At 53.6% G+C, this 24787-nt stretch carries 27 protein-coding genes; 11 read left to right on the top strand and 16 right to left on the bottom strand.

What is annotated here, in order from left to right:
- Positions 1 to 230: 230 nt before the first annotated feature.
- From GS632_RS21090 to GS632_RS21105, 4 genes are all read right to left on the bottom strand, one after another.
- The gene (locus GS632_RS21090) at positions 231 to 1244 is read right to left on the bottom strand and encodes a LysR family transcriptional regulator (RefSeq protein WP_171180438.1); all 1014 of its coding nucleotides are present in this window, start codon (positions 1242 to 1244) and stop codon (positions 231 to 233) included.
- Positions 1245 to 1601: 357 nt separating this feature from the next.
- Positions 1602 to 2381, bottom strand: a complete 780-nt coding sequence (locus tag GS632_RS21095; RefSeq protein ID WP_093965079.1) for a methyltransferase domain-containing protein — start codon at positions 2379 to 2381, stop codon at positions 1602 to 1604.
- A gap of 223 nt (positions 2382 to 2604) precedes the next feature.
- Positions 2605 to 3177, bottom strand: a complete 573-nt coding sequence (locus GS632_RS21100) for a carboxymuconolactone decarboxylase family protein (RefSeq protein ID WP_093964968.1) — start codon at positions 3175 to 3177, stop codon at positions 2605 to 2607.
- Between the two features lie 92 nt (positions 3178 to 3269).
- Complete coding sequence (locus GS632_RS21105) at positions 3270 to 3578, bottom strand: hypothetical protein (RefSeq protein WP_171238767.1); 309 nt, start codon at positions 3576 to 3578, stop codon at positions 3270 to 3272.
- A 448-nt stretch (positions 3579 to 4026) separates the two neighbouring features.
- On the opposite strand from GS632_RS21105, the gene GS632_RS21110 reads away from it, so the two are divergent.
- A complete protein-coding gene (locus tag GS632_RS21110; protein ID WP_171239145.1) occupies positions 4027 to 4818 on the top strand; it encodes an inositol monophosphatase family protein in 792 nt (263 codons plus the stop codon).
- Between the two features lie 3 nt (positions 4819 to 4821).
- Here the strand turns inward: GS632_RS21110 and GS632_RS21115 are convergent, their stop codons facing one another.
- From GS632_RS21115 to GS632_RS21135, 5 genes are read right to left on the bottom strand one after another with little or no spacing between them, the layout of a single operon-like run.
- On the bottom strand, positions 4822 to 5388 hold the full coding sequence (locus GS632_RS21115) for a histidine phosphatase family protein (protein WP_170375217.1): 567 nt from the start codon (positions 5386 to 5388) through the stop codon (positions 4822 to 4824).
- Positions 5389 to 6459, bottom strand: coding sequence for an ABC transporter ATP-binding protein (locus GS632_RS21120; protein ID WP_171239144.1), 1071 nt, complete (start codon positions 6457 to 6459; stop codon positions 5389 to 5391). It abuts the gene before it with no gap.
- A complete protein-coding gene (locus GS632_RS21125) occupies positions 6456 to 8672 on the bottom strand; it encodes an iron ABC transporter permease (RefSeq protein WP_171239143.1) in 2217 nt (738 codons plus the stop codon). Before GS632_RS21125 ends, GS632_RS21120 begins: the two co-directional genes overlap by 4 nt.
- Positions 8673 to 9698 carry an ABC transporter substrate-binding protein gene (locus GS632_RS21130; protein ID WP_170353301.1) on the bottom strand — a complete coding sequence of 342 codons (1026 nt, stop codon included), beginning with the start codon at positions 9696 to 9698 and terminating at the stop codon, positions 8673 to 8675.
- 58 nt (positions 9699 to 9756) lie between these two features.
- A complete protein-coding gene (locus GS632_RS21135) occupies positions 9757 to 10221 on the bottom strand; it encodes an NUDIX hydrolase (RefSeq protein ID WP_170375214.1) in 465 nt (154 codons plus the stop codon).
- A gap of 244 nt (positions 10222 to 10465) precedes the next feature.
- Here GS632_RS21135 and GS632_RS21140 point away from each other — a divergent pair, with 244 nt between their 5' ends.
- The 6 genes from GS632_RS21140 to GS632_RS21165 are packed head-to-tail and all read left to right on the top strand — an operon-like array spanning position 10466 to position 15692.
- Positions 10466 to 11275: a DeoR/GlpR family DNA-binding transcription regulator gene (locus GS632_RS21140; RefSeq protein ID WP_170375211.1), complete on the top strand. Its 810-nt coding sequence runs from the start codon at positions 10466 to 10468 to the stop codon at positions 11273 to 11275.
- 58 nt (positions 11276 to 11333) lie between these two features.
- Positions 11334 to 12308: a phosphate/phosphite/phosphonate ABC transporter substrate-binding protein gene (gene phnD / locus GS632_RS21145; protein WP_170353304.1), complete on the top strand. Its 975-nt coding sequence runs from the start codon at positions 11334 to 11336 to the stop codon at positions 12306 to 12308.
- A gap of 60 nt (positions 12309 to 12368) precedes the next feature.
- Positions 12369 to 13163 carry a phosphonate ABC transporter ATP-binding protein gene (phnC, locus tag GS632_RS21150; RefSeq protein WP_170353305.1) on the top strand — a complete coding sequence of 265 codons (795 nt, stop codon included), beginning with the start codon at positions 12369 to 12371 and terminating at the stop codon, positions 13161 to 13163.
- Entirely contained in the window at positions 13160 to 13975 is an 816-nt protein-coding gene (phnE, locus tag GS632_RS21155; RefSeq protein WP_170375209.1) for a phosphonate ABC transporter, permease protein PhnE, read from the top strand. The genes phnC and phnE (GS632_RS21155) overlap by 4 nt, the downstream gene beginning before the upstream one ends.
- Positions 13975 to 14790 carry a phosphonate ABC transporter, permease protein PhnE gene (phnE, locus tag GS632_RS21160; RefSeq protein ID WP_170327399.1) on the top strand — a complete coding sequence of 272 codons (816 nt, stop codon included), beginning with the start codon at positions 13975 to 13977 and terminating at the stop codon, positions 14788 to 14790. Before phnE (GS632_RS21155) ends, phnE (GS632_RS21160) begins: the two co-directional genes overlap by 1 nt.
- Positions 14787 to 15692: an HAD-IIA family hydrolase gene (locus GS632_RS21165; protein ID WP_253284526.1), complete on the top strand. Its 906-nt coding sequence runs from the start codon at positions 14787 to 14789 to the stop codon at positions 15690 to 15692. The genes phnE (GS632_RS21160) and GS632_RS21165 overlap by 4 nt, the downstream gene beginning before the upstream one ends.
- A gap of 454 nt (positions 15693 to 16146) precedes the next feature.
- On the opposite strand, the gene GS632_RS21170 is transcribed toward GS632_RS21165, so the two are convergent.
- Positions 16147 to 16740 carry a type IV secretory system conjugative DNA transfer family protein gene (locus tag GS632_RS21170; protein ID WP_371810144.1) on the bottom strand — a complete coding sequence of 198 codons (594 nt, stop codon included), beginning with the start codon at positions 16738 to 16740 and terminating at the stop codon, positions 16147 to 16149.
- On the opposite strand from GS632_RS21170, the gene GS632_RS21175 reads away from it, so the two are divergent.
- The 4 genes from GS632_RS21175 to GS632_RS21190 all read left to right on the top strand — a co-directional run bounded on the left by GS632_RS21175 (position 16708) and on the right by GS632_RS21190 (position 21125).
- On the top strand, positions 16708 to 18357 hold the full coding sequence (locus tag GS632_RS21175) for a CoA transferase (protein ID WP_171722439.1): 1650 nt from the start codon (positions 16708 to 16710) through the stop codon (positions 18355 to 18357). The genes GS632_RS21170 and GS632_RS21175 overlap by 33 nt on opposite strands.
- Before the next feature lie 13 nt (positions 18358 to 18370).
- Positions 18371 to 18973, top strand: a complete 603-nt coding sequence (locus GS632_RS21180) for an amino acid synthesis family protein (protein WP_171722438.1) — start codon at positions 18371 to 18373, stop codon at positions 18971 to 18973.
- Positions 18974 to 19470: 497 nt separating this feature from the next.
- The gene (locus tag GS632_RS21185; RefSeq protein ID WP_171722437.1) at positions 19471 to 20619 is read left to right on the top strand and encodes an AAA family ATPase; all 1149 of its coding nucleotides are present in this window, start codon (positions 19471 to 19473) and stop codon (positions 20617 to 20619) included.
- 92 nt (positions 20620 to 20711) lie between these two features.
- Entirely contained in the window at positions 20712 to 21125 is a 414-nt protein-coding gene (locus GS632_RS21190) for a hypothetical protein (RefSeq protein ID WP_068337444.1), read from the top strand.
- Positions 21126 to 21177: 52 nt separating this feature from the next.
- Here the strand turns inward: GS632_RS21190 and GS632_RS21195 are convergent, their stop codons facing one another.
- The 6 genes from GS632_RS21195 to GS632_RS21220 all read right to left on the bottom strand — a co-directional run bounded on the left by GS632_RS21195 (position 21178) and on the right by GS632_RS21220 (position 24469).
- Complete coding sequence (locus GS632_RS21195) at positions 21178 to 21354, bottom strand: hypothetical protein (RefSeq protein ID WP_157769979.1); 177 nt, start codon at positions 21352 to 21354, stop codon at positions 21178 to 21180.
- Positions 21355 to 21926: 572 nt separating this feature from the next.
- Positions 21927 to 22373, bottom strand: coding sequence for a hypothetical protein (locus tag GS632_RS21200; RefSeq protein WP_010443799.1), 447 nt, complete (start codon positions 22371 to 22373; stop codon positions 21927 to 21929).
- Entirely contained in the window at positions 22373 to 22600 is a 228-nt protein-coding gene (locus GS632_RS21205) for a DUF3955 domain-containing protein (RefSeq protein WP_171722436.1), read from the bottom strand. The genes GS632_RS21200 and GS632_RS21205 overlap by 1 nt, the downstream gene beginning before the upstream one ends.
- Positions 22584 to 23357, bottom strand: a complete 774-nt coding sequence (locus GS632_RS21210; protein WP_171722435.1) for a hypothetical protein — start codon at positions 23355 to 23357, stop codon at positions 22584 to 22586. The genes GS632_RS21205 and GS632_RS21210 overlap by 17 nt, the downstream gene beginning before the upstream one ends.
- Positions 23358 to 23516: 159 nt before the next feature.
- Positions 23517 to 23807: a hypothetical protein gene (locus tag GS632_RS21215; RefSeq protein ID WP_170418286.1), complete on the bottom strand. Its 291-nt coding sequence runs from the start codon at positions 23805 to 23807 to the stop codon at positions 23517 to 23519.
- 146 nt (positions 23808 to 23953) lie between these two features.
- Entirely contained in the window at positions 23954 to 24469 is a 516-nt protein-coding gene (locus GS632_RS21220; protein ID WP_029622284.1) for a DUF805 domain-containing protein, read from the bottom strand.
- Positions 24470 to 24787 lie beyond the last annotated feature (318 nt).

A 24787-nucleotide genomic window follows, 5' to 3' on the forward strand; every position in this document is an offset into this window, starting at 1 on the left:
ACTTTTGGACGCCGATTACCCTAATACAGGGGTCAATTTTGCATGCCGGTTCACATATCGGAGTTAAGGCAGTTTGCAGCGACTTGGGCGCGGCGATCAATTTGAACTCCCATTGTCATCTTCAAGAGTATCCTTGGGCTTGCTACATAAGGCTTCTATTCGCAATTGCGGTCGTGGCGTACATGCAAACTAGCTTGTTCGCGTGTTATCAATCCTTTTTGCCTAAATAACTACTTGTAGATTGCCGCATAGCGAGGTGCGAAGAACTTAACGAAGGCTCTAACCTCTGGCCGGCGATAAGCTTCCGGCGAAATGAGCATTAGGTGCGGCACCGCAAGTTCGGGGATTTCGTCGAAACATCGGATAAAAGACATGTCTGTTTCCACCAGCTTGACATTGCTGATCCCAAGGCCTTGCCCTGACCTGATCGCCGCATGCATTAGCTCCAGTTCAGTGAAAGACATGACGATCTGGTCCGGCTCCACGTGATTGGTCAACCATTCGTGGAATACATTGGGCACATCGTCCCGCTGAAAGGTAACAAACTGATGCCCGGCCAGATCATTCGTTGACCCCGGTAAGCCAAATTTGTCCGCGTAATTTTTGCTGCCGAACAAAGACCAGCGGGCCGTGCTGATCTTACGACAGATCAGGTCAGGATCGGGATCGGTTCTTGCAAGGCGCAAAGCAATGTCGGCCTCGCCCGCCATCAGGTCCAGCGCCCGAACGCTGGACAAAAACTCGAATGCGACATCCTGATTGTCGGCGGAAAACTCGTTTACGATTTCAATCATGCGTGCGGAGAAGTTTGCCGAATAAGCGGTGATACGGATGGGTTGTGTCGACGTCAATTCCTTCGCGCAATCGGTAAATTCGAGGACTGAAGCCTCGATTGCTTCGGCGAGGGGAACGAGGCGAAGGGCTTCTGGGGTCGGTTTGAACCCGTGCGTACCACGCTCAAACAGCGTCAAGCCTGTTTCTCTTTCGAGAACATCAATGCGTCGGGCGACCGTTGGTTGGGAGACCTTTAGCTTTCTGGAGGCCGCAAGCGTCGATCCTTCTCTCAAGACAGAGAGGAACACACGAATATCCGACCAATTTCGGAACCCGTTCTTCATTTTTTTAGAACAGCACAATTTTGTGCCGGATACCAGAAAAACAGGTGAACAGTTACTGTTGTTGCGACAGCGCAAGCAACTCGGAAAGGACCATGAGATGGCTTCCCATACAATGTCACCCAGCATCTGGACCGTATTTGGTGGACTGTTCGGTAGGACCAAGAGAGGCTTCCCCGAAGCCCGGAAGCCGCGGCCTACAGCTGACGATTTTCACGCTGAACGCGACTATATTAATGACGTGATCTGGAGTAATCCCGATGCGTTTTCGAGTGAGCTTGACGTGCAGAACATGGTGAGTCTGTATCCAGGAAGGTTCTGACGACACTTGGTGACAATCGGCCGAATAAGGCGATTAGATCACGCCAAATGCAGCTGCAAGCTGGAAGTGGCAGCCACGCACCTGTGTTGTAGCCATTGAGTAAGTACCAATACGAGACTTTCATGAAGCCCGCGAAAGAACCCAGGCCGATTTACTTAGCTCAATCACCCCTTTTTGCGCACCACGACAACAAATTGGGTCATCGAAAAGAAGAAGCGTCCAGTCCTTGCAAGGCTGAGCTGCTCATCAAACCACGATTGCGCAACTGCGGGATCAACATGGTCATTTGCGACAGTGTATTGCTTCATGAGGTGCATCATCATGATTGCGAGGCCATCAGGCTTCAACTGGTGATCCGTCATTGTGAACGACAAGACATCTTCCACACGGTCGCCGCGAGCCTTTATCAGCGCGGGCAGTCTTTCCGGGACGGAACCACTCACAAAGTGCTGGTTCCAGGATGTCAGCATCTTTTGCATTCTGTCGGGCTCATCGCTGAACCAGATCAAGCTGCCAAAGTGTAGATCGCTGATGACGAGGCGCCCGCCGGGTTTGACGCACCGCAGCGTGTCAGCCAACGCACCGTCTACGTCTTCGATGTACTCAAAGACCTGTACCGAGACGGCCTTGTCAGCACTCTCATCCTCAATGGGCAAGCTATTTGCGGCACCAGCACGAAACTCCACGTTTGCGTAGTCGCTGCACCGTTCTCTAGCAGCTGCCGTCATGTCAGCGCTTGGGTCGATCCCGATGACATAGCCATCCGAGCCAACTGCCCGGGCCAACTCAACTGTCAACATCCCGTTGCCACAACCGATGTCCAAAATAGTTTCACCAGGAGCCGGGCACAGCGCATCGAATGAAGCCTGTCTTCGCCGCGTCAGTTCTGCGCCTTGATAGGCGATTTCAAGTAATTTCGTTGTTTCAGCGTCAAATTTAAGCAACTCTCCACCCTTACAAAGCCCACATGCCCCCAAAACCTTATCAGAAATTGAGTTATCTACGAAAAGCAGGACGGATCGTTGAGGCTTGAACATGGATCCACCAACAATAAATGAATGCGCCGACTTGATCCGACGAATGATTTAACCCCGAGAGCGAAGGACGCATCTGCCGCTCTATCGGACCAGCTTTTCGTGGCGTTTCGAACGTTAGAACAACATCAATTCAAGGGATGTCGAGGCCGTTCTCTCGTCCGAAATCGGTATAGAAGCTGTCACTGCGGCATCGGTTTAAAGTGGCTTCGTCCGCTTCTCTTGGGTCGGTGCCAGGGCTTTGGACACCTGTTCCTTCTATGAAGCGGTTCACGAGATTAAAGACACCGCAAACTTGGATAGCATCGAACAGCGCACTCTCCGACCAGCCTGCCGCGTAGACTGCTCTAGCGTCGGCTTCTGTCATTCGGGATGGTGAGACAGTGAGCTTTTCAATGTATGCCAGCAACGGTTTGAGGTGATCCTCGACGGGCGCCGTATCGCGGTCTTCCATCAGTGCCTCGATTGTCTCGACTTCAATACCGTAGGCTTTGGCGAAAACGATGTGCGCCCCATGGCAATACGCACAAGCATTCAATCCCGAGACATAGGCCGCAATGAGTTCACGTTCAGCAACCGAGAGGTCGCTCTCGCCCCTCATCACAAGGCTTTCGTACGCACAAAGCGGAGAAAGTTTATCTGGAAAGGCTTGATAGACACTTCCAAGTGTCGCGTTCTCCGGCAGAGATGGAAACAGGCGTTTCATTTAATTCTCTTTCAATCTTGCTATGGATTACGTTTTCTCAAAGTGAGGAACCAACGTTGTTTACGCAACCTTGAAGCAATTTCGGGTTCGGCTCAGAGATTCTGTTGGGATACTGCGAACGGTAAGTTTGCCAGACGACACCCCCAACTTGTTGCTGCTTGGTTAAAGGCAATTTCATTTGAGCCGTTCTCGTAAATTTGCAAAGTCAGCATTCTGCGCATTGCCGGCATTGATGCACGGTGCAGAAATTTGCACTTTGGGCTCGGAGCCGCCCTGCGGCGGTGCAGAACAGAGCCCGGAAATTGCGCCGATTGAATGGCGGCTTCGATCATTGCAGCCAGGTTTGCTCGCGGCTGCAGCGAACTTCCGCTTCCCGCCCAAACGACAAATGCTGCGCCCATAGCCTAAGTCTCCTTTGGGCTCAGAGCAGACGTTCGGCAAAATTCAGGGAATGTCTGCTACGCGGACAAAGTTGCCGTAGACTCATCGCTTTCTGATGACTGGTCTCAGCCCAAAGCGGAAACTTCAGATCTGCGGTTCGAATGGGGAGCCGACCTTTGTTGCGCGCAGAGACCAACTTGAGCGCCGGAAAGTAAGCTGACATTCAAAGTGTGGGTGTTTCAGGATTTTGGCTGCGCTACCGCAAGTCGGCTCTACATCGAATGCAAACAGAAATTAGAGAACTATTGATCGGGAGATTGATCGCGGAGCAGATCGTAGACACTCGGAACTCAAGGTTTGTGGTGCCAATATTGGCACCTGAAGCAAACGAAAAGACTATCTGGTTGTCTAGTCTTCGCTTGGCCTACAATGCTGCTGAGCAACTCTCCAACCGAAAAAGGAGCACCTATGTCTCGACTTTCAGAACGCAGAGACTTTGCCACCGAAGTCTGCGAGGACGCTGGGCTACTTGCCAAAAAGTTCTTTGCAGATCGGGTCAATCTTATTGTTGATCAAAAAGGCGCTCAGGACTGGGTGAGCGAGGCGGACAAGAACGTCGAGACTTTCATTCGTCAAAGAATCGCGGAGGCGTGGCCCAAAGATGGCGTATACGGTGAAGAGCATGGCGCGGTAGCGGGAGAGAGTGGCTTTGACTGGGTTATTGATCCTATTGATGGGACCACGAATTTCGTGAACGGTATTCCTGCATGGACTATTGTTCTGGCTGGTGTCACTGAGAGCCAAACGGAAATTGGTGTGATCCACGATCCAAACGTGGATGAAACTTTTGTCGCAACTCGCGGAGAAACTGCGACACTTAACGGATCACCGATAAGCGTCGCGTTAGGAGTGCCGTTGCAAGATGGAACAGTGGCTGTGGGATACTCGAACCGGATTGAGAGCCATCATGTCTTACCTGTTATCGAGGATCTGATCGAGCACGGGGCGATGTTTCACAGAAACGCCAGCGGAGCGCTTTCATTGGCTTACGTCGCTGCCGGGCGCCTTTTGGGTTACGTGGAGGAGCACATGAATGCATGGGATTGTCTGGCTGGGCAATTGCTGGTCTCGGAAGCGGGTGGCGTTGTCGAGGATCAGGACGCCGATGAGATGATCCGAGACGGCGGGCGCGTGATCGTGGGGACACCAGATGTGTTCGAGACGTTGCGTGAGATCGCAGAGAACGCTTGGAACGCTTAGCTCCTACGTCAAAGAGACCCAACATGAATCAGGCTTGAGCGTAGCTAAATCTGCCTGCCAGAAATGGCCTTGTGAGGGTTGGTCGTGCTTGCGGTCTATCGAACAATTCGAGAGTGCGCACCAAAGCAGTGTGCCCACTGCTCCGTGCGTTACAATTGCAAGATCCCCGGCATTATGCGACCGGATAATCTTAGTGACTGTCCGAAGAATGCGTATCTGTGCTTCGATCGCTGGTTCCCAACCGCGATAGCTACTTTCCGGCTGAGCAAAGAAAGCATCTGCCGCGGCTTCGAAATCTTTCAGCGGCAAGTAACCGGTTGCGCTGCGGTCATTCTCACCAAGATCCAAATTGCATTTCACGGATAGCTTTCGTGGTGCAGCAAGAATCTCGCCTGTTTCGCGGGCCTTCCGCTCGTCGCTGGTCCATATCTGAGTGACGTTGGACAAGATTCCACTGGATGCAAATTCAGTAGCGCGCTTACGGCCCACAGCATTCAAGCCCCACTCAGTTATCGGGACGGCAGGATCGATAGAGACCTCGGGGTGTGTGATGATAATGAGTTTCGGCATTTAATCCGGCAAAAGAACGGGCCCTTTGTCAGCAAAACCCATTCTGATTTCGGCGCCGGGATCAAGCGGCGCATCGACGTCATCGTGTACGGCAAAAACCTGACCGAATGCACCGATCAGCGTATATTCCATTCGAACGCCAACATAGGTCGCCTTCGCCACCTTGGCTGCTATGCCTTGGTCTGAGCCGATAACCAGACGCGAGGGTCGCACTGCAATGGTTGCGTTTCCTTCGGACAAACCGCGACGTGGCAGCGTGTGGCGGTAGCCTTCTATTTCTATCGTTGCCACGTCGCCATTGATATCGACGATTTGGCAATCCAATAGGTTTGCCTCACCTATGAAATCGGCGACAAAACGATCGTTCGGGGCATCGTAAAGCTGGCGTGGTGTGCCCATTTGGGCGATCGCTGCGTTGCGCATGACGACAATCTCATCCGAGACTGCCAGTGCCTCCTCCTGATCGTGGGTCACGTAAACAACTGTCAAACCAAGATCTTGCTGGATTGCCCGAATATCCTCTCGCACCTGACGGCGAAGCTTGGCATCGAGATTGGACAGCGGCTCGTCGAACAGCAGAACCTGCGGCTCAAGAACCAGCGCGCGGGCGACGGCAACACGTTGTTGTTGGCCCCCTGAAAGTTCCGAGGGAAGACGATTGTCGAACCCCTGAAGACCGACCAGTTCCAATCCATACATAGCGCGGGCGCGGGCTTCATCCTTTGCAAAGCCTGAGAATGTGAGGCCATACATCACGTTTTCCAGCACGCTCATGTGAGGGAAAAGCGCGTATGACTGGAAAACCATGGATACGTCGCGGTCGGTGGCAGGCAATTTGGTCACGTCCCGATCACCAATTAGGATCTTGCCCGAGCTTGCCATTTCCAACCCGGCTATCATGCGCAAAGTCGTTGTTTTCCCACAGCCTGACGGACCAAGCAGTGTGACGAGTTTTCCTGCATCGACATGCAGGTTGATGTTGTCGACGGCGACGACGTCTTTACCGAATACTTTCGACACGTTCTCAAAGCGCACCGGGGCGGCCTTGGAACCGATTTTGGCGTCGGTCATCGCGATGCCTCCGTTCCGTGTTGCGTGCGTCGACCAATCTGGACCCGGCCAACGAGTAGTTGCAGTAAACCGACCGCCGCGAGCATCACAAAGATCAGCGTCGTCGAATAGGCGATCGCAAGGCCATAGTCGTTATTCTCGACCCGACCGATAATGTAGCTGGTCGCCATGTCATATTCTGCGCTGACCAAAAAGATGACAGCCGAGATCGCCGTCATGGCACGGACAAAACTGTAAACAAGCGCAGCAAGTATCGCAGGGCGCAATAGCGGCAGGATGACGTTTCGGAACGTCTGCCACGAGTTTGCACCAAGGGTCAGCGAGGATTCATCAAGGCTGCGGTCAAGCTGCGACATGCTCGCGATCCCCGCACGAACGCCAACCGGCATATTTCGGAAGATAAAGCTGACAACGAGAATGACACCAGTACCCGTGATTTCAATTGGCGGAACGTTGAAGGCTAGGATGTAGCTGACGCCTATCACTGTTCCGGGGATAGCAAAGGACAACATTGTTCCAAATTCGAAAGCGTTCTTGCCTGCAAAACTTTGCCTGGTCAGCAGATAAGCGGTCACCAGACCTACGGCGGCAGTCAATGGGGCAGCAATGGCCGCGATCGTTATGGTGGTCCAGAAACTGTCCCAAGCGGCTCCGGTCCAGCGAATGCTATCTTCTTCGAAACGTACGGAGAATGCGGTGACATAGTGTTTGATAGTTAGCGAGTTATCGACACCCCACAACTCGACGACACTTCCGTAAATGATCATCGCATAAACAACAATTGTGAACAGCGCCCAGCCCAGAGCGATGAGTAGTACCGGAACTGAAAGACCAATTGGCATCAGAGGATGAACGCCGGCATCCCCTTTGCCGGTGACGGTTGTGTAGCTTTTCTTCCCCAGCCAGACACGCTGCGCATAAAAGGCGGAAAGAGTAAAGAACAGCAGCACCATGGCCAGAACTGCGGCCCTGCCTTGATCGTATTGAGCGCCAACGATGGCAAAGAATATTTCGGTCGAAAGCACGTCGAAATTGCCGCCCAATACAAGTGGGTTGCCAAAATCGGCCATGCTTTCGATGAAGCCCAGAAGAAATGCGTTTGCAAGCCCGGGCCGCATCAGGGGCAAGGAAACCGTCTTGAATGTCTGCCATCTGCTGGCACGGAGCGTTTGAGCCGCTTCTTCCATCGACGGAGAGACGCCTTCAACCACACCTATCAGAACAAGAAACGCAATTGGCGTGAACGCGAGTGTCTGTGCGATCAGGATGCCTGGCATTCCGTACAGCCAGCGTGTCGGCTGGGTGCCGAGAAGTTCGGCAATGAACCGGGTGACCGACCCAGAAAGGCCAAAAAGCAAGATCAGCGCCAGGCCGATCACGAATGGCGGGGTGATTATTGGCAGAACGGTCAGAGCCCGCAGCGCGCGTTTATGGCGAAAACCTGAGCGCGTCACGACCAGTGCAAAGCAAAGCCCCAGGACCGTGGTGATGACACCAACGAGGATGGCAAGGAACAGTGAATTCCAGGCGGCGCCACAACGCGCTCCCTGAAAACACCCCAGCCCCCACAGTCGATCATCGAAAAACTTCGAGAAGAATACCGCGATAGAATAGGCGCCATCTTCGGTGACGAAGGCAGCGAAAAGCATCTTGGCGATGGGGAAAAAGACGAAGGCTGTGACAATTGTAATCACGCCGCCGATGGCGCTGACGACGAAGACGTCGCCGTTAATGGCACCTCTTGCCGCGATCCCCTGTGTAAGCAGGAACAGAAAGCTTGAGGCACATATCATTGCGCCATAGCCCATTCCAAACTGACGGTCGCCAAGTTCGCCAAACATCGCCTCCAACCAATGGAAGTTGAAGCCTCTGATGCCAATGCTGAACCCCTGAGCGATCAGCCAGCCGAAGCCAAGCGCCCCTGACAGGATCAGTATTCTGGCGTAAAGTGGATCAGATTTGGGGCGCTTCAACACCAATAGCGGCAGGACGAGTGCGATCAGGAGCGGAGCGAGCCAAAATTTTTCACCCTGCCCAATCAGAAACGCCGCAGGGGCAAAATCCTCATCGAATGGGTAGCCGTCCAAAAGCCACTCGAACGACCAAAGGCCACCGTCGACCATATACCAAGGCAACAGGCAGAATCCGACCCACCCGGCCGCGATCCAGAAGATCAGGACCGGATGGGTCGTTTTTGAAGTCCGGTCAGTCATTTACTGCGGCAGAGTCGAAACCTCTTCGTCCCATTTCTGCAACAGACGCTTCCGTTCGTCTGAGGAACCATACTTTTTGAAGTCATAGTCAATCAGCTTGATCTGACTCATGTCAGGCGCGCTATCCGAAGTTTCTGCGCCTTTATTCGATGGCACTTGAAACGCGTTGACCTGAAGAGCAAGGTTCTGGGCTTCGGGTGACAGCGCCCAGTCATAGAACTTTTTCGCTTCTTCTTCGTTGCGGGCTCCTTCAATAATCGACATCGAGCCAATTTCGTATCCTGTGCCCTCGCACGGTGCGACGACCTTAATCGGGAATCCTGAAACGGCCTGCTTCACAGCGTCATGCATAAAGACGATACCGATGGTGTTCTCACCGCGACCAGCGGCTTTGATGGGCGCAGAGCCAGACTTGGTATATTGGTTGATGTTCGAATGCAGACCTTTCATGAACTCAAAGCCTTCATCTTCGCCGAAGATCTGCACCATCGACGCTAGCGTGGTATAGGCCGTACCTGATGAGTTCGGGTTCGCCATCTGAACGTGGCCCTTGTATTCGGGCTTCAGCAGGTCTTTCCAGCAGGCAGGTTCGGGCAGGTTATTGGCAGCGACAAGATCGGCGTTGTAGCCATAGCCGAGTGCGCCTGAATAGATGCCAATCGTCTTGTTACCCGCGCTTTCTGCCTGGGATATCGCCCAATCATGAAGTTGGTCACGCATTGGCGAAATGTATTCCATCGTCAGGCCCTCTTCGGCAGCCTGCAAATGCGGATCACCGGTACCGCCCCACCAAACGTCCCCTTTCGGGTTCGAGCTTTCGGCGCGGATTTGTGCAAAGGTTTCACCTGACGACTTCCGGGTCATGTTGACGTCGATGCCAGTCGCATCTTCAAAGCTTCGCGCCATGAGTTGGCACCAGTCTTCCTGTGCCGAACAATAGAAAGTCAATTTATCGGCCTGTGCCGCCGACAGTGACGCAGCCAGGGCAATCACCGATCCAACCGCAGTGGATGTCAATTTCCTCATATTTTTCCTCCCTATGAGCGTAATGCGTCCGGGTTTCCCGGTTCTTTCATGCCCTTCCTCATGCAGCCTTTCGAAGTTTCTTTATGACAGTTTTGAGTTCTGGATCGTCTGTTAGATTATCCAGCAATTCTGACAGGTCTCTTTCTTGAACCAGCTTTGCGGCCTTTGCCGGTGAGAACCAATGACGCGTTCGTTCACCTTCTTCCTTCCAGCGTCGCTTCAACTTTTCGACGACCAGAGGATAAAGGGTAACGCGGCAGCGAACGCTGCTTCGCCCCTCGCATCGTTTATCATAGAAAAAATGACCGATTGGCCGTTTCGATATGGTGCCGACTGCGCCTGCTTCTTCTTGAGCTTCTATTTCTGCGGCATGCCATGGTTTTTTGCCCTCTATTAGCCATCCTTTTGGGATAACCCACCGGCCGGTATCCCGCGAAGTGACCATAAGAACGCGCAACTTGCCACTCTTATCCCAGCGCATCGGAAGCGCCGCAATCTGATCTGCCGTCTCGCTGTCGCCCATGCCGCCCCTCAATGCCACACGATCAAGAACCAAAAGGAAGCTGTCTGATTGGCAGGTTGGCCGGTTAACGCTTTGCCTTGGCTCGTATTCTGAATTTGATCAGCCTGTGCATCTTTGCTTTGCGCTTTGAAATACTTGTGTTCGCTCGAATTCTCACAACCTTCCGAGGGTTATGCAACAAAAAATATTGCAATATGACCGAAAGCCCACAAAAGTAGCTTTCGAAGCCTAGTCGGGTCGTCGGATGTCCAAAACAAAAACGCGCGGCAAAATGTCTGAAAAGAACCAGAGCCGGGTAAAGAAATCCGACCGGCGCCAACAGATATTGTTGGAGCTGAAGCTGCGCCCGCACGTTCGCATCAACGAACTGGCACAGCGGTTCAACGTCTCCAACGAGACGGTACGTAGAGATTTCGATGCTCTATCGAATGACGGCTTGATAGCGCGGGCACACGGGGGGGCCTCAGCCGCAGCGCAAGGGCACTATCCGGGTTTGGATGAACGAACGAACGCTCAGGTTGAAGAACGCGAACGGATAGGTGCCATTGCGGCAGAACTGATCCAGAGCGGCGAAACGGTCATGATCGATTCCGGCTCGACCACAATCGAAATGGCACGTGCACTGGCTTATATTGGTACCCCTTGCACGGTAATCACCAATTCCATTCCTGTAGCTATGACCCTTGGCCATGGGGCTGCGCAAGTCCTGTTATGCCCGGGGGAATACTTGGCAACTGAGTCTGCAACTATCGGAACCGAGACGCTGGAATTTCTGTCCCGTTTCAACGTCGACAGGTGCATGATCGGTTCCTCTGGGTTCTCGACGGATGGTCCTTCAGAAACAGTGCGGGGTTTTGCGGCAGTAAAGAGGGTGATGCTGATGCGTGCCGAGAAACGGCACCTTCTTGTTGATTCCGGGAAATTCGGCCGGAAAGGCTTGTCTCAAGTAGGAGGCCTTAACGACTTGGATTCCATAGTCACCGACAAAAAACCGACAGGAGAATTGCGTAACGCTATTGAGGGCGCCGAGGTCGACGTTCTCGTCGCCGGGTAGACATAAAATGATTGATTAACAGCGGACAAAAAGCACCGCACATGACTGGGAGGAAAACATGAAGATCGATATCAAACTATTGCTTGGGGCATCTGCAATCGCACTCATGTCGATGAGTGGAATAGCGTCGGCGCAGGATTGTCCACGCGGTGACTTGGACGAGCGTTTTTGTGATGCCGACGGGGATTTGATCGCGGATATCCCTGCAGATCCTTCCGAGCAAATAGATCCAGACACCTTGATCTTTGCTTACACGCCGGTTGAAGATCCCGCCGTATACAAAACTGCGTGGTCAGACTTTCTCGACCATTTGAAAGCAGAAACGGGCAAGGACGTTGTCTTTTTTCCAGTCCAGAACAACGCAGCTCAGATCGAGGCGATGCGCTCAGGGCGCCTGCATATTGCGGGATTCAACACCGGCTCCAACCCACTTGCGGTAAACTGCGCAGGGTTCCGTCCATTCACAATAATGGCTTCGAAGGACGGTAATTTTGGTTACGAGATGGAAATCATCACCTATCCGGGTTCGGGCATCGAAAAGGTTGAAGACATCAAGGGAAAGCAACTGGCTTTTACATCCCCCACATCGAACTCGGGATTCAAAGCGCCTTCCGCGATCCTGAAAAGCGACTTTGATCTTCTGCCCGAACGCGATTTTGAGCCTGTCTATTCGGGCAAGCACGACAACTCGATCCTAGGTGTTGCCAACAAAGACTACTTAGCGGCCTCAATTGCGAACTCGGTTAAATCGCGGATGATCTCTCGTGACGTGATCAATGAGGATGATGTCATTACGATTTATAAGTCGCAGACTTTCCCGACCACTGGGTTTGGCACCGTCTACAACCTGACACCCGAGCTGCAGGAAAAGATCCGCAATGCCTTCTTCAATTTCGATTGGGAGGGGACGACACTTGAAGCTGAGTTCTCAAAATCAAACGAAGGCCAATTCCTGGAGATGACTTATCAGGAATTCTGGGACGTCATTCGTAAAATCGACGCAGCAAATGGCGTTTCTTACGCCTGCCAATAACCTTTCACTAATCCGGCGGGCCTGAATGGGCCCGCCGTTCACCCTAATCTGGGGCATTTCATGCTGCGTCTTCAGAAGCTAACGAAAACATACAAGACCGGGGATCAGGCGCTGAAGGCAATCGATCTTGAGGTTCCAAAAGGACAGGTTCTTGCGTTGATTGGGCCCTCGGGCGCGGGCAAATCGACGATGATCCGCTGTGTCAACCGGTTGGTTGAACCTACAAGCGGCGGTGTCCTTTTGGATGATGTGGACCTGACCAAACTCGGATCGGGGGCATTACGGAAGGCACGCCGCGAAATGGGCATGATCTTTCAGGAATATGCCTTGGTCGAACGCCTTACAGTGATGGAAAATGTATTGTCCGGCAGGTTGGGCTATGTGGGGTTCTGGCGCAGCTTTCTACGGCGGTATCCGCAGTCGGATGTGGACGAAGCCTTCCGGCTACTCGATCGGGTGGGGCTGTTGCACATGGCGGATAAACGGGCGGACGAACTCTCTGGCGGTCAGCGCCAAAGGGTCGGCATCTGCCGGGCACTGATACAGAACCCAAAACTGCTGTTGGTCGATGAACCAACTGCTTCGCTGGACCCAAAGACCAGCCGTCAGATTATGCGTCTCATCACCGAGTTATGTCAGGAACGTGGATTGGCAGCCATTATCAATATCCATGATGTGGCGCTCGCTCAGATGTTTGTTCCCCGCGTCGTAGGACTCCGATTTGGCGAAATTGTATATGATGGGCTTCCCACAGGCCTTACCCCTGAGAAGCTGACCGAGATCTATGGGGAAGAAGATTGGGAAGCAACCATCGAAAAAGTGGACGAAGATGACGATGTCGAGGCTGCAGAATGAGCCATCGAGAGTTAGACGACATGCTGGGAAAAGGCTGGCGTAAGCCTGCCTTTGTCAAAAACCCATTACTCCGCTGGGCATTGCTCCTTGGCTTTTTCGCCTACCTGATCGCGGCGTTCATGACCATCGAAGTTGATTGGGGCCGTGTCTATGAAGGGTTGGATCGAGGTTGGGCGTTTGTGCTTGCGTTCACCAGCCCAGACTTCATTTCACGGTGGACAGATATTTGGAGCGGCCTTCTGGAAAGTATCGTGATGACCGTGGCCGCGTCGGTCGTGGGCATCCTGATTTCGATCCCGATTGGGTTGGGGGCTGCCCGCAATATCGCGCCATTGCCAATCTACATGATTTGCCGAGGCATTGTCGCGATTAGTCGGGCATTGCAAGAGATTATCGTTGCCATTTTGCTTGTGGCTATCTTTGGCTTTGGCCCGCTGGCCGGATTTCTGACGCTTTCTTTCGCCACCATCGGGTTTCTCTCAAAACTTCTGGCCGAAGATATCGAAGCCATGGACAAGGTTCAGGCTGAGGCGATTAAGGCCTCTGGAGCGCGTTGGCCACAATGGATCAACTATGGAGTTCAGCCCCAGGTTATGCCGCGACTTGTGGGCCTTTCCATGTATCGGATCGACATCAATTTCAGAGAAAGCGCGATCCTCGGGCTCGTGGGGGCTGGTGGGATTGGTGCAACTTTGAACACCGCATTCGACCGCTATGAATACGACACTGCGGCAGCCATTCTCATTCTTATCATCGGCATCGTGATGGCACTTGAATACCTTTCGGGAATTATACGAGCGAGGGTTCAGTAATGCCGATACTTGAACGCGACGATGCGCAAATCTGGCGTCGCCGGACAACGGGTCAGAGCTTAGTCCGTTGGTTCGGCTGGTTGCTGGGCGTAGCGATCTTTGTTTACTGCTGGCAGCTGATCTCAGAGTCGACGACTTGGTTTTTCGTCTGGGATGCGCCCCGCATCGCCAACGATATTTGGACCCGTGCAACGCCTCCTAAATGGGATTACATCACCCAGTTGGGTCGCCCGATTTGGGACACGCTAAACATTGCCACCCTGGGAACCATAATTGCCCTGTGCATGGCAGTGCCAGTTGCCTTTTTGGCGGCCCGCAACACCACACCATCGGCCTTGTTCATCCGACCGATTGCCTTGTTGGTCATTGTCTCGACCCGCTCTATAAACTCGTTGATCTGGGCTCTTCTTTTGATCGCGATTATTGGTCCCGGAGTGTTCGCCGGTGTCATAGCAATCGCCATTCGTTCAATCGGGTTTTGCGCAAAGCTTCTTTACGAAGCGATTGAGGAAATTGATCACACGCAGGTCGAAGCAATCACAGCAACCGGTGCTTCACGCTGGCAGGTCATGGCCTATGGGATCGTACCGCAAATCCTACCCGCTTTCGCGGGCATTGCCGTCTTCCGTTGGGATATCAACATCCGCGAGTCCACGGTGCTCGGGCTGGTTGGAGCCGGGGGTATCGGGTTGCAATTGTCGGCTTCGCTCAACGTACTGGCTTGGCCGCAAGTTAGTCTGATCCTGATTGTAATTCTGGTCGCGGTTATGATCAGCGAATGGGTTTCGGCGAAAGTAAGAGGGGCCATCATTTGACCGGTTTCTCTGCGCAAGAGGCTTTTGAGGCCTACGAGGCTGTAAGACATCGCCTTCCGCAACCCAGATCTACTGAAGTGAGCTATCGTCAGGTGGACACGCTGGAGGATATCGCTCACGAGTTTGACGTGTTCCTCCTCGATGCCTTCGGAGTTCTCAATATTGGTGATACGGCAATCCCAGATACACCAGATCGGGTCAGGTCGCTGACAGCCGCCGGCAAACGTGTTCTGGTCGTATCGAATGCTGCAGGGTTTCCCCACACAACTCTTATCGAGAAATACTATGGGCTTGGCTACAACTTCGCGCCACAAGACGTGATCACCAGTCGGGCCACGTTGTTGTCTGAGCTAAACGGCCAAAATGAGTTACATTGGGGATTGATGGCAACTCCAAGTGCCGGCCTTCGCGATCTGGAGGAGTTGAAACTATCCTACCTGGAGGATGACCCGAAGCCCTACGAAACCGTAGACGGATTTTTGATGATTGGGTCAGCTGTTTGGAATGAAACGCGACAAGCCATGTTAGAGGCCGCTTTGCTGGAGCGTCCCCGCCCGGTATTGGTGGGCAATCCTGACATTGTCGCTCCGCGCGAGTACGGTTTCTCCAAAGAACCCGGTCTTTTCGCGCACCGGCTAGCAGACCGGACAGGCGTCACCCCTCAGTTCTTTGGAAAACCTTTCGCCAACATCTATGATCTTGCATTCAGCCGCCTGGGGCACATCGACAAATCCCGGGTTCTGATGGTTGGCGACAGCCTGCACACCGACATTCTAGGTGCACGAAATGCAGGCATAGCTTCCGCGCTCATCTCTGGATTCGGTTTCTTCGCAGGGCATGATGTTGAAACAGCGATCATGAAGGCAGGGATAGTGCCGAGCTTTGTTGTAAATCGGCCTTGATATTAGGGCGTTCCGCTTAGACCCATCTTTCTGTTAGGTCGAACGTCGGGTGAATCAGCGTTGCGCACATGCCGACCATGTGAACGAAGCGCCGCGTGTGAACAGCAGCTTTGGAGAACCCTCCGCAACAACTTAACTCTAAACTCACGTCCGGATTGGGCCGAACTCCGAACTTTGCAAAGCCCGCTTTCTGCGCATCGCTGACCTTAAAGCGCGTTGAAGCATTTTGTATTTTGGGCTCTTTTCCCCTCTTCGCCGCGATCTGCACGAACAGCTGCAATCCGATTTAGACCCCATCAGGTATTTAAGGCCGTCGAGACGAGCGTCTGAATAACCTGGGAAACCGAGCCATGAACTGCAAGGAGCTAATTTGAGGTGGCCTTTCTTGTGCAGTTCAAAATTGCGTGGCTGATCACCGTGTTTTCACACGCGGATTGCTGAAACAGCACCCCCGTCAAGCGGAGGCACTACCTTCTGGCCGTTTGGCTCTCATTTTCTCCATCGCCATATCTTTCGCTGACCGGCTTTTCCGCTTTGCGACCGTGCGCTGTGCATCAAATGCCGCCTGAAGTTCCTGATCTTTTTCCGAAACCTCTCTCTTCGGGGCAGGGGCCGGTTTCGCCTCAGCCAGAGCCTTCGCTGTGTCCTTGGCCTGTTCGTCAGCGAGATCCCGATGTGTGCCTTTAATTTTCGGTACATCACCCCCAAGGAACTGCATGAAATACGGATCTTCGAAGTATCGGATCTTGTTTGCAATCACTGGCATCTTGCCTTCACGGATCAGCACAACCTCATTTTCTGGCAGTCGGCCTACATGTTCCGGACGCAGCAGACGAATGCCTTCTTCTCGCTCTGATATGCTGCCCATTTCCATTTTGCCGAGCGCCCGAGACTTCGACTTGCTCATTACTGTTTTGTCACCGATGGACCTGGACACATGTTCGCGTACCTCTGAATCTTCAGACGCCGCAAACATTTGCGTGCCAGCGTTTGCCAGCATCGCCCGAACGCCTTCATGGGCGGTCTGATGTCCGTCACCGGACCGAATGCTGACACACCCACCAAGACCGGACCCGGGGTGGGTGACATATTCACCGGCATGATGATGGCTTTCGGTATCATGGCGGCCCTGCGCGAGGCCGAAGCGACGGGCAAAGGGCAGTTTGTGGATGTGGCCATGTATGATGCCATGATCTCGCTCTGCGAAAGAATGGTTTACTTGCATGACGTGACAGGAGAGGTGCCCGGACCGGAAGGCAACGGGCATCCATTCCTTTCCCCGTTTGGCCTCTACCCGGCAGCCGATGGCCACATCGCGCTTGGTATTGTCGATGATGCGTTTTGGCAGCTTTTGACACGGCTGATGGGGCAACCGTCACTTGGACAAGATGACCGCTTCTCCACAAGGTCGGCCCGGGGCAACCATGCTTCCGAAGTCAACCAAATTGTAAGCGATTGGACCCGACAACGGACTAAGGAGCAATTGACGGCAACACTGGGTGGCCAGGTCCCGTTCGGCCCGATGAACACTATCTCGGACATCGCGGCCGACCCTCATGTAGCCAGCCGCGGCATGCTGGCGAAGGTCCCGCATCCGGATGCGGGACATGAACCTTGGATCGTGGCAGCAAACCCGTTGCGGTTCGGTCGGCACCGCCAAGGTGCACTGACGACCCCTCCTGCGCTAGGTGAGCACAATAGCATTCTGGAAGGATTGCCCCCACCGGAGTCGACGGAACCCTTAGCCGGGAAGGCGCTGCGCGACGCCTTCGGGCGCTTTGCCACCGGTGTGACAGTGGTAACTACCCGGCAGCCGGACGGGACCCCGCGCGGGTTCACGGCGAACTCATTTACCTCCGTTTCTCTCGACCCACCTCTACTCTTGGTTTGTGTCGGTAAGCAGGCCTTGTCCTTTGAAACCTTCCTGCAGGCGGATTATTTCACGGTCAACGTCTTGTCGGACGACCAAAAAGAAATCTCGGGCCTTTTCGCGTCTCAATCAGCCAAAAAATTCGACATTGCAGCCTGGCAACCTGACGCGCGGAACATGCCCACGATAGACGGCGCGCTCGCCCGGTTCAGCTGTGCCCGACACCGTTTGGTCGATGCTGGTGACCATCTGATCCTGATCGGCCGCGTGGAGGATTTCGAAACGCGCGAGGGACATCCGCTGGGCTACTTTCGCGGTGCCTATTTCGATTTGGGGCTCAACAGTGCCCTGACAGAGGCCGCCACTGCAGGTGGTGTGACCGTCGGAGCGGTACTGGCCAACGAAGATCGGGTCCTACTCTCCGTTGACAAAAGCGGGCACATTTCAGTGCCGGTTGCTCCTGCAAATAACAATTCTGCAGATGGGCTGATCACTGATCTGTCAAACCGAGATTTGATTGTAGAGCTGGCGCATCCTTATGCGGTTTATCGAATATCCAAAAGCGGGACGCAGCGGATCATCTACCACGGAAGCGTTCATGGGCAGCCCCCTGACGGCATGCAGTACTTTGATCTCGGCGACTTGCCGCTGGAACGCGTACGCGACGGGGCTGAAAATTCGATGTTGCGCCGGTACGCAAAGGAAAACAGCCACGGTACATTTGGTTTCTACCACGGAACTGAAGTCGAAGGCGTCGTACACACACCGACCGGGCACCACAGCTATCACGTTTGACAGGAGAAGCAATATGATCCCCGAATTGCGCAAGGTAGTCACCTTTGATGAGGATATTCACACAGAAGGAGGCCGACCTTCGGAACCCGTGTTGCGCATGATCGGCGTGGCAGCGGTGGTCAGAAACCCTTGGGCAGGACGTGGCTTTGTCGATGATCTTTCACCAGAGATTCAGCGCATGGCGCCAGTTCTGGGAGAGATGCTCACCAACAGACTGATCGCTCTGGCGGGGTCAGGCGATGCGATAGAAGCCTACGGAAAAGCCTGTATCGCCGGGACAAGTTGTGAGATTGAACATGCCTCCGCGCTTATTCACACCCTGCAGTACGGAAATTATTATCGTGAGGCAGTGGGTGCAAAAAGCTATCTCGGTTTCACAAACACGCGAGGGCCCGCGAACACCCAAATTCAGATCCCGCTGATGGACAAACATGATACCGGGCGGCGGTCGCACTACCTGACCGTCCAGTTTTCAATCTACGAGGCGCCGGATGTGGATGAACTTGTTGTGGCTCTGGGGGCATCAACCCGTGGTCGCCCGCACCACCGGATCGGCGACCGATACTCAGACCTCGCTGCCTTGGGAAGGGATGTGGAGAACCCGGCTGGGGTCTAGTTTGTTACGATGATGATGCGTATCAGGTAATTGGCTTGAGGCAAGTTGTTGTCTTCGATGCAGACCAACTCAGCACGAGAGCTGACAATCAACAAATAAGGATTGGGCGCAAAATCGCCAACGACCGCCGCCTCCTTGATGGGGTATTCTGGGTCGGCTAAACCGGAGTCACTTCGCGTTCAGCCGGAAGCGTTTAGAAATGCTCAGACACTCATCATCAGGCAGCGAGCGCCAAACATGGAGTTCGCTCAGGGATACCAACCTCATAAAAAGCGGCTTTACAACTACTACCCACTTCCCTTTTTCTAGTGCGTCTAGCTCATTTGGACAGAAATAACAGCAAGGAAGTTTGTTCCATACAACTGTGTCAGCCACAGACAAAGCTCTCATTCGCAGCGGCTACATGAAAGCCTTAATCAAAACCTGTTGCGGACATCCTGTGTTTAGTCTGATAGATCGTCTGTTGATGTGTGATCGCCGGAGCCGGAAAGACTGAAATGCTTGTTACAGTTGCTGTCGCCGGTTATCGATCTCTCCGAAATCTGGTTCTGCCACTTGCTCCCCTGACGGTAATTACCGGTGGCAATGGGGTCGGAAAGTCGTCGCTGTATCGCGCGCTTCGAATGTTGAGCGAGGTGTCACAAGGTAGTGTCATCTCTACACTCGCGTCTGAAGTAGGGTTGGGCTCCACAATGTGGGCGGGGCCTGAAGTGCTGTCTCGAGGGATGAAAACGGGTGAAGTACCCATCACCGGAACGACTCGGAGCAAACCAGTCGGCCTAAAGCTTGGCTTTGCGTCCGAAGACTACGGGTACGCAGTCAAGCTTGGATTGCCAGCAGAAACCTCAGCCTTTTCTAATGATCCTGAGATCAAGTCCGAAGCATTGTGGATCGGCGAGACATTGAGCCGACACAACGCGCTTGCAGAGCGCCGTGGCCCGTGTGTACGGGTACGGTCGGAGTACGGTTCTTGGAACCAGGCGGCCACTACCCTTCCACCGTTTGACAGTATGATGACCCACGCAGCCGATCCGAATAACGCATTAGAGCTGCTGCATTTACGAGACCGTATGCGGAATTGGCGGTTCTATGATCAACTTCGGACTGATCGTGAGGCCCCGGCCAGAAGGCAACAGGTCGGCACCCGAACTCCAATTCTTGCGAGTGACGGCTCGGACCTGGCGGCAGCTATTGAGACAATTCGGGAAATCGGCGATGTGGCAACACTTGAAAAGACCATCATGGACGCATTTCCGGGAAGTTCAATTGAGGTTTATGCGAAAGATGGGTTATTCAGCCTCACAATGAAACAGCACGGGTTGCTGCGCCCGCTCAGCACTGCGGAATTGTCGGATGGGACCCTGCGATACCTGCTCCTCGTGGCGGCCTTACTGACGCCACGACCTCCTAGCCTGATGGTCCTAAATGAGCCCGAAACAAGCCTGCATCCTGACTTAATCCCACCTCTAGCTCGGTTGATCAAAGAAGCCTCCGCGCGAAGTCAGATCATCGTCGTTTCTCACAACCGAGCGTTAGCCAAAGCTTTGAGCAAGGGTAATGCGCTCACGCATCACCTCGGCAAAGCCACTGGGGAAACCTTTGTCGAAGCGGCGGAACCCATACCTTGGTCGTGGCCCAAACGATAGCCTTTAGGGAAGTGCTAACAACGCGCGCGATTGAGTTGTGCGTTACACGGAATCGCCTTGACCCACACTGACCTCGCGCGCGATATAACCGCATGGTTTCCAAATCTACGGTACATCTTGCCGCTATCTTGTATGGCTTGAGTTCATCGATTGTAGTGGCCGAAAAGGTTCATTTTTCTGGACTCTATGTCCCGGAAGGTCTTTCGTGCGCGGAAGGCGCGCGGATTTCGGAGGAATATGGGGACCTTCGTGCCGGATACGTCATCTATGACGACGAGGGGCGCAAATCGGACGACGGGTCTTGTGCTTACGCTCAAGTTCAGGCTCTTCGCGGAACCGCGGTGCAAATCGTTGATCTGGCCTGCTCATTTGACGGTGCAACCTATTCTTACCGCCAGCTCTTAACCCCGCTTGAGAAAAATAGGCTGCTGGTTGTAAACTCACCAGACGAAGAAACCTCCACTTACCAGATCTACACTTTATGCGGATGGGTTCCTGAGAGCTGAATGCGGTAGCGCTCTCCCGGCGACTTCGTGAACTAGTCTTAAAGGAAACTCATCAGGCGGTTGGCCACACTAGATTTAGCAAAAGAATAACGACTGCAAAGGCGACCGCAAGTGTCAGCCGCTGTCTTCCCTTGCTCTTTCCGTCAAGGACACCGGTAAGCTGCATTAACCAATAGGTGGCGTAAAGTAAGGCACCAGAAGCAAGCGCGTGCGCGACATCATAGTTCATAGGTTTTCCGTCATTTGATGATTCCATAAATCTCAATGATGAGTGCAGATTCCCGTTATTTCCATGGCTAAGATGATCTCCGGGCCGTATTCTGCATAACCTAAATCGGTGCAAGGTTAGTTACATCTGGGTCGCCCGTTGAAAAGCCCCTCTATGGCCCACTTATATCCCTGCGGCGTCGCAATGAAAGAATAAGGGCAACGATACTAATAGGGCTCGAACGTAGTAGATGACGTATTCGCTAGGGTAGAACATAAAATGTCGTTTTCTACATTCGTCGTTGCGTTGGTTACAATCGGTTGCGTGCCTGTGAATTCGACAATCCACTAGTATGCTCGCCGACCATCGTTGAGCCGCTCGATATTGCTGGGCGGACCCTGATCCAAAACCACCGACAGGGTGTCTTGTCACGCGCCGCCTTGCCGGACGGAATCTGCACATCCCGCCAGAAGCAGAAAGCTGAAGATCAAGGCTGCGGCAGAGAGTGCTATCTAAGTTTTTCGACCATAGATTTTCCTCTAGCAGACCCGCACAATTGTTCTATTTCGATGCAGGAAGCTGCGCTAGCTGAGTCATTGGTATTCACGCACCGCGAGATCGGCGGCCTCCTTGGGAAGGATGAGGTTCCATCGCCTGTTCGCGATCTCCTCTCTGACCGTCACGGCGCTAACCATCCTGTTCCCAACTCGCAGCTCAAGGTCCTTTCCGATCTTCGCTCTTGTCAGGCCCGCCACGGCGAAAGCAGCGTCTTTGTTTAGCTCGAGCCGAAGGATCACTTGCTCATTGCCGGTCTCTTCGGTGCTCATTTCGCGGACAGCAGCAGGCATTAGAGCAATCGGGCCGATGGAAATCCAGTCAGGAAATCGCTCTACCACGCATACCGGGTAGTCCCCTGGATGTCTTCCACCGCCGAGGTCCAGGCAGTTGTCCTCCTGTACGGCCAGCTGTACACGCGCGCCCGCCCAGAACGCGGCAGTCACCAGCACTACCATCGCCGCGACTAAGGCGAAGAGCCGCATTAACGGTTCCAAAAATAGAGAAACAGCGACGTCAGAAGCATCGCCACTGCACCTAAGGTGAATGTCCATCCAAGGCCGAGAAGGAAAAACGCTTCGCGCAGCACTCCGTCCTCGTCAATCTGCACACCTTGCACCCAATAGAGGACCCATAAAACCGCACCAATGGTCAAAGAGAACAGCGACGAGATCAGGGTCACTTTCGCGGCGCGCCTAGTTGCACTGATCATATCGATAGTCTCCGTATTCGATCCAACGCTCTGAACCATCTTCAAAAACGAGAAACTCGGAACGGTCCTGGCCCAAGAGAGCGACGATAAAGCCACGCGGCGGCTCTGCATTGCCGAAGTAGCTGTAGGACGTCATTGCGTCCATCGTTTCACCGTTGACCGTAACACGCGCGTCCCAGTCGCTGCCGGTGTCGACAATGGCATATTCGATCTGTCGCTGAGTGCCGCCCCCGCCGCAGTAGACTACGCCTTCAGGTGCTTCCGGACGGAAACCTGAACCCGACGAGGCGAGGTTACTACAACTGCGTTTCAACGAACGGATGGCCGCCGAAGACCCCTTCAATTCGAGGATCGCATACGAAATGTCCTGATCGGTCATAGAGAGATTGAGCGTCGCGTTAGCGGCAATCTGATCCAGAACAAACACGTAGTCATTGGCGTCATTGAACTCAATTTCGACGGGGTAATTGTCCACAACCCGGAAGGAACTGTTGGCCCGCCCGGCCTGAAACGCACCGACTTCAGCTGTGCCGTTGCTCATGAATCGAAACGAAAGCCCCTGCTTGTTCACGATGTCTTGGCTGTCTTCATAGCCTGCTGGAGCAAACCGTATGCGGTCGCATTGCAGTTCTAAAGTGATATTGTTCGCCTGAATGAATGCATTAGGGCTTGGGCCTGAACTAAACTGCCAATCTGCCATTGCCGACAATGGAGCAGCGAGCAAAAAGGACGTAAATAATGTGGAAAGCCAGTTCATTTATGACCTCATTATTGTAGAGAGCGAAACCGGCGGCTGCCGGTGTTCAAATTCGTGAGAGCCGGTTGACTCATCAACCTAGTGCCCAAAGCCACACCCGCTTCACATCTTTTTTCCTCTTGGAATAGGCGGCTCTTTAGACCGCCCGCTTCAAAGAGCTTATCCCTCACCCATGAAGAACACGGACGTGACAGCGCCGGACGGAGTCGTCTCGCAGACCCAGAAATTTTGCGCGCCGGGTACGTTCATGAGCAGGCTAAAGCCATCGTCAAGGCGAGTAACGTCGTTCACTGACGAACCGGTGACACCGACGGTAGAGTTGACATCTGCGACGCAATTGGCGCGCGCGACGGCCTCACCGTCACCAGAGCCGGGTTGCGTCGTCTCGACACAGCCTGCGACAGCCGTTGCAACGAAGACTGCAAGGCCAATTTTTGAATAGTTAGACACTTATTCCCCCCCAATTTGATTCTGTTGGTTGTTGACAGTCGGAATAGCGAGACCCGTGCAGGCAAACCGTAGATTCTTCCTTAGTATTCTCCCAAACAACTTTACTACGTCCCCGCAAAACCTCTGACCAAGTCTGCGTCATAGCGTCAAACTGGAGCGGGACCGTATGCATTATCGCCTTCTTGTGACGGTCGACTCAGCCACCAGATCATGAGCACTGAGAGTATGAGTTGCAGAATACCGACAACCATCAACCCGGTGACACCGAGGAAAGCCGCTGGGCCCCTCAGAGTTTCAGGATCATTCGCGCCTTGCTCGAGCGCAGAGAACACTGCGATGCCACTGAACAGCATGAGCACAGTCGCGATGCTTAGTGCTGCAGGCAAAAGCAAATACCAGCCCGGTCGTCCTGTGTCGTGCAGTCGACGCCATCCAGCAGCCAGCATGGGTATTAGAACGGCAAGCTGAAAAATTGGGGTCAGGACTTGGATGCCTTGTCCGGTTTCGGGATCCGTCCCAAAGATTGATGCGTCGACGATTGCAAAGACGAGGCTTACGAGAACAACAAACAGCACAAACCACCAGTACTCAGACCTCACTGCACGCCCGGAAAAAACAAAGTACTTTCCAAAGCACGTTTTGGTTGCTTGAACAAATCCCATATTTCCGAACTCCTTAGAGCGGCGGCCCGATCTCTCTGAAATCATGGACCCTACTCCACGGCTTAGTCAATCGCCTTGGCACTGCTCCCTCAAAACCGGTGAGTGTCCAAATTCGCCACCTTAGAATCTTCTCTGAAGCAGCGCTCGGTTTCCCTGCTGCGGTAGTACAAAATGCACCTGGTAATCCCGACCCATATCGTGGCCTCCGTGTCACCTCATCATGCTTTTTGAGTGAAGCACGCTTCTGGGGTAAACCAGACGCGAAGACGCACGCACTCTTTCTCGGGCGTCGATACTAAACTGTCAGGTGGGGTCGGC

Source organism: Ruegeria sp. HKCCD7296 (genome assembly GCF_013110775.1).
Lineage (GTDB): Bacteria > Pseudomonadota > Alphaproteobacteria > Rhodobacterales > Rhodobacteraceae > Ruegeria.

Coding starts and splice junctions, on each gene's coding strand:
- GS632_RS21125 (WP_171239143.1), bottom strand. CDS start 8,672: ATGACTGACCGGACTTCAAAAACGACCCATCCGGTCCTGATCTTCTGG.
- phnC (WP_170353305.1), top strand. CDS start 12,369: ATGCTGCGTCTTCAGAAGCTAACGAAAACATACAAGACCGGGGATCAG.
- GS632_RS21205 (WP_171722436.1), bottom strand. CDS start 22,600: ATGATCAGTGCAACTAGGCGCGCCGCGAAAGTGACCCTGATCTCGTCG.
- phnD (WP_170353304.1), top strand. CDS start 11,334: ATGAAGATCGATATCAAACTATTGCTTGGGGCATCTGCAATCGCACTC.
- GS632_RS21140 (WP_170375211.1), top strand. CDS start 10,466: ATGTCCAAAACAAAAACGCGCGGCAAAATGTCTGAAAAGAACCAGAGC.
- GS632_RS21135 (WP_170375214.1), bottom strand. CDS start 10,221: ATGGGCGACAGCGAGACGGCAGATCAGATTGCGGCGCTTCCGATGCGC.
- phnE (WP_170327399.1), top strand. CDS start 13,975: ATGCCGATACTTGAACGCGACGATGCGCAAATCTGGCGTCGCCGGACA.
- GS632_RS21110 (WP_171239145.1), top strand. CDS start 4,027: ATGTCTCGACTTTCAGAACGCAGAGACTTTGCCACCGAAGTCTGCGAG.
- GS632_RS21195 (WP_157769979.1), bottom strand. CDS start 21,354: ATGAACTATGATGTCGCGCACGCGCTTGCTTCTGGTGCCTTACTTTAC.
- GS632_RS21100 (WP_093964968.1), bottom strand. CDS start 3,177: ATGAAACGCCTGTTTCCATCTCTGCCGGAGAACGCGACACTTGGAAGT.
- phnE (WP_170375209.1), top strand. CDS start 13,160: ATGAGCCATCGAGAGTTAGACGACATGCTGGGAAAAGGCTGGCGTAAG.
- GS632_RS21130 (WP_170353301.1), bottom strand. CDS start 9,698: ATGAGGAAATTGACATCCACTGCGGTTGGATCGGTGATTGCCCTGGCT.
- GS632_RS21200 (WP_010443799.1), bottom strand. CDS start 22,373: ATGCGGCTCTTCGCCTTAGTCGCGGCGATGGTAGTGCTGGTGACTGCC.
- GS632_RS21185 (WP_171722437.1), top strand. CDS start 19,471: ATGCTTGTTACAGTTGCTGTCGCCGGTTATCGATCTCTCCGAAATCTG.
- GS632_RS21115 (WP_170375217.1), bottom strand. CDS start 5,388: ATGCCGAAACTCATTATCATCACACACCCCGAGGTCTCTATCGATCCT.
- GS632_RS21120 (WP_171239144.1), bottom strand. CDS start 6,459: ATGACCGACGCCAAAATCGGTTCCAAGGCCGCCCCGGTGCGCTTTGAG.
- GS632_RS21180 (WP_171722438.1), top strand. CDS start 18,371: ATGATCCCCGAATTGCGCAAGGTAGTCACCTTTGATGAGGATATTCAC.
- GS632_RS21210 (WP_171722435.1), bottom strand. CDS start 23,357: ATGAACTGGCTTTCCACATTATTTACGTCCTTTTTGCTCGCTGCTCCA.
- GS632_RS21105 (WP_171238767.1), bottom strand. CDS start 3,578: ATGGGCGCAGCATTTGTCGTTTGGGCGGGAAGCGGAAGTTCGCTGCAG.
- GS632_RS21090 (WP_171180438.1), bottom strand. CDS start 1,244: ATGCTGGGTGACATTGTATGGGAAGCCATCTCATGGTCCTTTCCGAGT.
- GS632_RS21220 (WP_029622284.1), bottom strand. CDS start 24,469: ATGGGATTTGTTCAAGCAACCAAAACGTGCTTTGGAAAGTACTTTGTT.
- GS632_RS21190 (WP_068337444.1), top strand. CDS start 20,712: ATGGTTTCCAAATCTACGGTACATCTTGCCGCTATCTTGTATGGCTTG.
- GS632_RS21175 (WP_171722439.1), top strand. CDS start 16,708: ATGGGCGGTCTGATGTCCGTCACCGGACCGAATGCTGACACACCCACC.